7 protein-coding genes are annotated in these 6,313 nt (G+C 75.7%); all 7 read right to left on the bottom strand.

Going from position 1 to position 6,313, the window contains the following annotated elements; translation table 11 throughout:
• Nucleotides 1-245: alkaline phosphatase family protein (locus RH94_RS45105; RefSeq protein ID WP_234426161.1), on the bottom strand; the 245-nt coding region annotated here is incomplete at its 3' end.
• Nucleotides 242-1,411 (bottom strand): metabolite traffic protein EboE, encoded by a 1,170-nt coding sequence (eboE, locus tag RH94_RS31620; protein WP_073951771.1) that lies wholly within the window; start codon nucleotides 1,409-1,411, stop codon nucleotides 242-244. The genes RH94_RS45105 and eboE, both read right to left, overlap by 4 nt.
• A gap of 3 nt (nucleotides 1,412-1,414) precedes the next feature.
• The gene (locus tag RH94_RS31615) at nucleotides 1,415-2,263 is read right to left on the bottom strand and encodes a TatD family hydrolase (protein ID WP_073951770.1); all 849 of its coding nucleotides are present in this window, start codon (nucleotides 2,261-2,263) and stop codon (nucleotides 1,415-1,417) included.
• Complete coding sequence (locus RH94_RS31610) at nucleotides 2,263-3,003, bottom strand: EboA domain-containing protein (protein WP_073951769.1); 741 nt, start codon at nucleotides 3,001-3,003, stop codon at nucleotides 2,263-2,265. Before RH94_RS31610 ends, RH94_RS31615 begins: the two co-directional genes overlap by 1 nt.
• Nucleotides 3,000-3,869 carry a sugar phosphate isomerase/epimerase family protein gene (locus RH94_RS31605; RefSeq protein WP_073951768.1) on the bottom strand — a complete coding sequence of 290 codons (870 nt, stop codon included), beginning with the start codon at nucleotides 3,867-3,869 and terminating at the stop codon, nucleotides 3,000-3,002. Before RH94_RS31605 ends, RH94_RS31610 begins: the two co-directional genes overlap by 4 nt.
• Entirely contained in the window at nucleotides 3,866-4,846 is a 981-nt protein-coding gene (locus RH94_RS31600) for an SCO3242 family prenyltransferase (protein WP_073951767.1), read from the bottom strand. The genes RH94_RS31605 and RH94_RS31600 overlap by 4 nt, the downstream gene beginning before the upstream one ends.
• Before the next feature lie 50 nt (nucleotides 4,847-4,896).
• Complete coding sequence (locus RH94_RS31595; protein ID WP_073951766.1) at nucleotides 4,897-6,045, bottom strand: inositol-3-phosphate synthase; 1,149 nt, start codon at nucleotides 6,043-6,045, stop codon at nucleotides 4,897-4,899.
• Nucleotides 6,046-6,313: the final 268 nt, after the last annotated feature.

Raw genomic sequence — 6,313 nt, 5'->3', positions numbered from 1 at the left:
AGCAGGACGTCGCCGAGTTCGCGGAAGTACCAGCCGTTGCCGACGATGCCGTGCTCGGAGGGCATGGTGCCGGTCAGGAAGGTGGACTGGGCGGCGCAGGTGACGGCGGGCAGGACGGTGCCGAGGGGGGCGTGGGAGCCCGACTGGGCCAGGGACTTGAGGTGGGGCATGTGGTCGAGGAGCCGGGGGGTGAGGCCGACCACGTCCAGGACGAGCAGGGGCGTCGGTCCCGTGGGTCGGCTCATGGCAGCTCCTTCAGGCCGAGGTCGGTCAGCAGGTCGCGGGCGAGGGCGAGTTCGGCGGCGATGCCGTCGGCGAGCCGGGCGCGGTCACGGGGGCGCAGTTCGGGCGGGAGGGCCTGCCAGGTGTAGGTCTCGACCTCGAGGTGGCGGGTGAGCGGGTGGGGGCCGCCGACCAGCCGGGTCAGGGTGTCCTTCAGGACCGGGAGGGTGGAGGTGAGGGGGGCGGCGGGGGCCGCGTGCAGGGGGACGTGGAAGTGGGCGCGCCAGGGTGCGGCGTCGGGGAGTGCGTCGCCCTCCAGCACCTGTCCGAGGTCGTCGGTGCCGTGCAGGCCGGTGGCGGTGACCGTGCGGGTCTGGTGCAGGAAGCGGGGTTCGTCGAAGGCGGCGAGGGCCTCGCGGACCTCGGGCAGGTGGGGGTGTTCGGCGTGCAGGGCGGCGGAGAGCTGGGACTTGACGACGGGGACGCGGGCCGCGGTGAGGGCGTCGAGGGCGGTCGCCGGGTCCTCGAAGGAGGTGGCGAGGTGGCAGGTGTCGACGCAGATGCCGATGCGGTCGTGGGCGATCGCGGTCAGCGGGGCGATGGCGTCGTGCGTGGTCTCCACGGTGCAGCCGGGTTCCGGTTCCAGGCCGACGCGGATGGAGCGGCCGGTCAACTCCTCCAGGGAGTCGAGGCGTTCGGCCAGGGTGCGCAGGGCGGTGCGGGCCTGCTCGGCGCGTGCGTCGTCGTACGCGGTGCGCCAGGCCAGGGGCAGGGTGGAGATGCTGCCCTCGGTGACGTCGTCCGGGAGGAGGCCGGCGAGGACGCGGGCGAGGGCGGTGGTGTGGTCGAGGCGTTCGGGGTCGGCCCAGTCGGGCTTGTAGACGCGGTACTTGACCTCTTCGGCGCCGAAGCCCTCGTAGGGGAAGCCGTTGAGGGTGACGACCTCCAGGCCGTGCCGGTCGAGTTCGGCGCGCAGGCCGCGCAGCGCGGACGGGTCGGTGACGAGGGTGCGGGCGGCGTCGCGGGCGAGCCAGAGACCGATGCCCAGGCGGTCCCGGCCGAGGCGGCGGCGGACGGGCTCGCAGTGGTCGCGGAGCTGGGCGAGGACGCCGTCGAGGGTTTCGGCGGGGTGGACGTTGGTGCAGTAGGCGAGGTGGACGGTGGAGCCGTCGGGGTGGCGGAAGCGCATCGTTCACTCCCCGCCGCGCAGGATGCTGTTGCCCTCGTGGGTGGCGCCGGGCGCGGCGACGTCGAGGTCCAGCCGGCCGCTGAGGCCGTAGAAGGCGACGGGGTTGCGCCACAGCACGAGGTCCACGTCGTCCTCGGTGAAGCCCTCGGCGAGCATCAGGTCGCCGACCTTGCGGGTCTTGAGGGGGTCGCTTCGGCCCCAGTCGGCGGCGGAGTTGACCAGCACCTTCTCGGGGCCGTGGGCGCGCAGGATGGCGACCATCCGCTCCTCGTCCATCTTGGTGTCGGGGTAGACGGAGAAGCCGAGCCAGCAGCCGCTGTCCTTGGCCTCCTTGACGGTGGTCTCGTTGAGGTGGTCGATCACGACGTGGTCCATGGGCAGCGCCGACTCACGCACGACGTCGAGGGTGCGGCGCAGGCCGGCGAGCTTGTCGCGGTGCGGGGTGTGGACGAGGGCGGGCAGCCCGTGGTCGGCGGCGAGCTGCAGCTGGGCGGCCACGGCCTTGTCCTCGGCCGGGGTCATCGAGTCGTAGCCGATCTCGCCGACGGCGACGACCTGGTCCTTGACGAGGTAGCGGGGCAGTTCGTCGAGGACGGGCAGGCAGCGCGGGTCGTTGGCCTCCTTGGGGTTCAGGGCGATGGTGCAGTGGTGGGCGATGCCGTACTGGGCGGCGCGGAAGGGTTCCCAGCCGATCAGGGAGTCGAAGTAGTCGAGGAAGGAGGCGGGCGAGGTGCGGGGCTGGCCGAGCCAGAAGGCGGGTTCGACGACGGCCCGGACGCCGGCGGCGTGCATGGCCTCGTAGTCGTCGGTGGTCCTGGACGTCATGTGGATGTGGGGGTCGAAGATGCGCATCAGGACTCCTTGCCGTGGGGGTCGACCGGGCCGTGCGGCGCGGTCGCGGGCTCGGGCTCGGGCGCCGTCTTGGGCGCGGTGGCGGGCTCGGGCTCGGTCAGGGCCAGTACGCGGTGCAGGTCCTCGGGCACCGGGCGGCCGGCGGCGGTGCGTTCGGCCGCGTAGTCGCCGAGCATGCGGGCGAGTTCGGCGTCGCCGCGGGCGCGGCGGGCCAGGTCCGCGACACTGCCGACGGGGACGCCGGTGAACAGGCACTTCAGGACGGCGTGCCGCCACGGGTGGGGGGCCAGGTGCCGGGCGGCGTACGGACCGGCCGCGGCGGCGAGCAGCCGGGTGTCGTTGGTGCGCAGGGCGTCCTCGACGAGCGGCACCGCGTCCGGGCCGGGCACGAGGTGCGGCAGGGCGTGCAGGACGGCGCGGCGCTCGTCGGCGGTGCCCTGGCAGTAGACGCGGGTGAGGGCGTCCGGATCGGCGCGGGCCGCGTGCAGGATGAGGACGCGGGCGGCGTCGGCGTGGGCGGCACCGCAGCGGCGGCCGGCCTCGGCCAGGCGCAACTCCCAGGCGGAGATGGGGCCGTGGCCGCCGGGATGCGCGGCGGCCTCGTCGAGCGCCTGGTCGAGCCAGGCGCGGGCGGCCGGGTCGAGGCGGGCGGTCAGCAGGGCGTGCAGCTCGTCCACGGGGGTGAGGGCGAGGGCGGGGCCGGCCGCGGAGGTACCCGTGGGCTCCTGCGGGTGGGTCATCGGGTGCTCCCTTCAGTGGTGGCCGCCTGGCGGAGGAAAGGCAGGGAGAGTTCGGCGAAGTGGGGGCCGGCGTGGGAGTGGCGGGGCAGTTCCACGACGGTCAGGCCCTGGTAGCCGGTGTCGGCCAGGGCCTCGAGGACGGGCGGGAAGTCGATCTCGCCGTCCCCGAAGGGCAGGTGTTCGTGGACGCCGCGGCGCATGTCCTCGACCTGGACGTGCCTGAGCCAGGGCGCGGCGGCGCGGACGCAGTCGGCGGGCGGGAGCGGTTCGAGGCACTGGCAGTGGCCGATGTCGAGGGTCAGGCCGAGGTGTTCGGGGTCGCCGAGGAGGCGGCGCAGGTGGTGGAAGTCGGCGAGGGTGGCGAGGAGGTGGCCGGGTTCGGGTTCCACGGCGAGGGGGACGCCGGCGGCACCGGCCGCGTCCAGGACGGGGGCCAGGGACCCGGCCAGCCGCTTCCATGCCGTGTCCTGGTCGGTGCCGGGCGGGGTGATGCCGCTGAAGCAGTGCACGGCGTGGGCGCCGAGGTCGGCGGCCACGCGTACCGCCCGGAGCAGCAGGCCGGCGCGGCGGGCGCGGTCCCCGGGGTCGGGGTCCAGGAGGGAGGGCCCGTGTTTGCGACGCGGGTCGAGCACGTAGCGGGCGCCCGTCTCCACGGTGACCTCCAGGCCGAGCGCGTCCAGCCGGTGCGCGACGTGGCGGGTGCGGGTGGCCAGGTCGGGGGCGAGCGGGTCGAGGTGCATGTGGTCGAGGGTCAGTCCCACGCCGTCGTAGCCGAGGTCGGCGAGCAGGGCGAGGGCGTCGTCGAGGCGGAGGTCGGCGAGGCCGTTGGTGCCGTAGCCGAAGCGGAGGGCCCGGGTGCTGCTCATGTGACGCTCACCTTTCTCGCGAACCGGCGGGCGAGCGGCGCCAGGGCCACCGTGACCAGGGCGGTCACCGGTGCGCCGGCGCGGGCGGACAGCGCGGCCTGGAGCGGGATCATGGCGCGGACGCCGCCGCCCACGGCTCGTTGGACGAGGGGTGGGGAGGGGTTGAGGGCGGCGTGGAGGCAGGGGCGGGCGGAGGTGAGGGCGTAGGCGGTGGCGAGGGCGGTGGTGAGGGCGGTGGCCGGGGTGGGGGTTCTCCTGCCCGGTCGCGTGTCCCACCCCCGTGGGAGCAGGCCGGTGAGGGTGGCGGTCGTGGCCAGGGCGGCCAGGGGTGCCGCGGCGGAGCCGCCGGTGGTCTCGCGGCGGGAGACGGCCGTGACGGCGAGGGTGTGGGCGCTCAGCAGGGCGGCCGACGGGAGGGCCGCGCGGGGGCGGCCACTGGTCGCCGCGGCACCGAGCAGCAGGTCGAGGCCGCGGGCCGCCGCCATGGCGACCGGGCCCGCCGGGGTGTGCTTCAGGGCCAGGTCGTACGCCCATACGGTGGCCGCGAGAGGCGCGGCGACCGCCAGCGCGGGCCGGCCGGCACGGGACGCCAGGCCCAGGCCCGCCGCCGTGAACGCGCAGGCCGCCGTGAGGGCCGCGGCGGGGCGGACGCGGCCGGAGGGCAGGGGCCGGTGGGGGCGTTCCCTGGCGTCCTCGGCGCGGTCGGCCCAGTCGTTGAGCGCCATGCCCGCCTCGTACAGGCACAGGGAGGAGCCGACGGCCAGCAGGGTGCGGGAGTCGACGCGTCCGGCGACCGCGGCGGCGCCGGCCAGCGCGTCGCCGGGGACGGTGAAGAGGGCGGGCAGGCGCAGCAGTTCGGCCCAGGCCCGCAGGGTGGCCGACCCGGTCCGCCCGGCGTCCGCCGTGTTCTCCGGCGTCCCCGTCATGGTGGGTCCGGTCGCTCCGCTCCGCGCCGGACTGCCGTGCGTCGCGCCCATGGTGGGCTCCGTCACCCTGTCTGCGAGGCGGATACGGCCGCCGCTCCGCGTCACCGGTCCTCCCCCGGCCGTCCGTCGCGTGACCGCAGTCGCTCCGCCAGCCGTACCAGTTCCCCGTACTGCTCCGTCAGTCCCGACGGGCCCTCGCCCACCGGGTCCTTGAAGTAGAAGCCCAGCTCGGACAGCGGGCCGGACAGGCCCGCCTCGTGGGCGCGGGCGGTCAGGCGGGCCAGGTCCAGGACCAGGGGTGCGGCGAGGGCCGAGTCGCAGCCCTGCCAGATGGTCTGCAGGACCATGCGGGTGCCGAGGAAGCCGTCGAAGGCGATGTGGTCCCAGGCGGTCTTCCAGTCGCCGAGCGCGGGGACGTCGTCGATGTGGACCTCGCCCTCGGGCACGATGCCGAGGGTGTCGGTCAGGACGCGTTCCTTGCCGGAGTTCTTCGCGGCGGCCGCGCCGGGGTCGGTCAGGGCCGCGCCGTCGCCGCCGCCCAGCAGGTTCGTGCCCGACCAGGCCCGTACGGCCAGTGCCCGCTGGGCGAACATCGGGCCCAGGACCGAGCGCAGCAGCGTCTGTCCGGTCTTGCCGTCGCGGCCGGCGTACGGCAGTCCGCTCGTGGCCGCCGCCGGGGCGAGCGCGGGATGGTGCAGACCCGCCGACGGGGTGAAGTTGACGTACGGGCAGCCCGCGCGCAGGGCGGCCGCCGCGTACAGCGAGCTCGGCGGGAGGGACCCTGCCGAAGGCGCGGGCTCCGTGGAGGCCACGTTCACCACCACCGCCCGCGCCGCCCCGTTCCGCCGGACGAAGTCCTGGATGTCGTCGGCGAAGGCGCCGATCAGCTCCTCCTCGTTCCTGGTGTCGCCCGGTACCGGGCCGCCCGGCCTGATCTCCCGGTCGGCCGCGGCGAGTTCGGCCGCCACGGCACTCGCGACGCCGTGCGGGAGCACGCCCCCGGCCGCCAGTACCTCGGCGCGCTTGGGCAGCGGGCAGTCCGTGGTGTCGTGGCCGCCGAAGACGAGGGAGGACAGGGCGGGCAGGTCCGCGTCGGCGAACAGGGGGGTCTCGGTCAGCATGCCCGTGGGCGGGTGCAGCCCGGCGGTGACGGCGGCGCATCCGGTGATGACGGTGGTGGCGACGGAGCCTCGCGCGCCGATCAGCCAGACACCGGTGCGGGAGGGGGAGACGGAAGGTTCGGCGGACATGGGCAGCCTCCTTGTCGTACGCGAACCGGAAGCCGGGTCCGGACCGGAGCCGGAGCCCGGACCGGAATCCGGGTGCGGATCGGGTGCCGGGCCGAGGCCGGGTGCCGGGTGCGGACCGGGTGCCGGGTGCGGATCGGGCGCCGGGTGCGGTTCGGATGCCGGGTGCGGTTCGGATGCCGGGCCGAGGCCGGGTCCTGTGCCGCACCCGGCCGGGGGACGTGCGGCGCGGGCGCCTGGGCGGCGGCCGGCCGGGGCGGGGACGGCGGGC

Origin of the sequence: Streptomyces kebangsaanensis (genome assembly GCF_001906585.1) — a bacterium.
Lineage (GTDB): Bacteria > Actinomycetota > Actinomycetes > Streptomycetales > Streptomycetaceae > Streptomyces > Streptomyces kebangsaanensis.
This window is presented reverse-complemented; position numbering and strand designations above follow the sequence as displayed.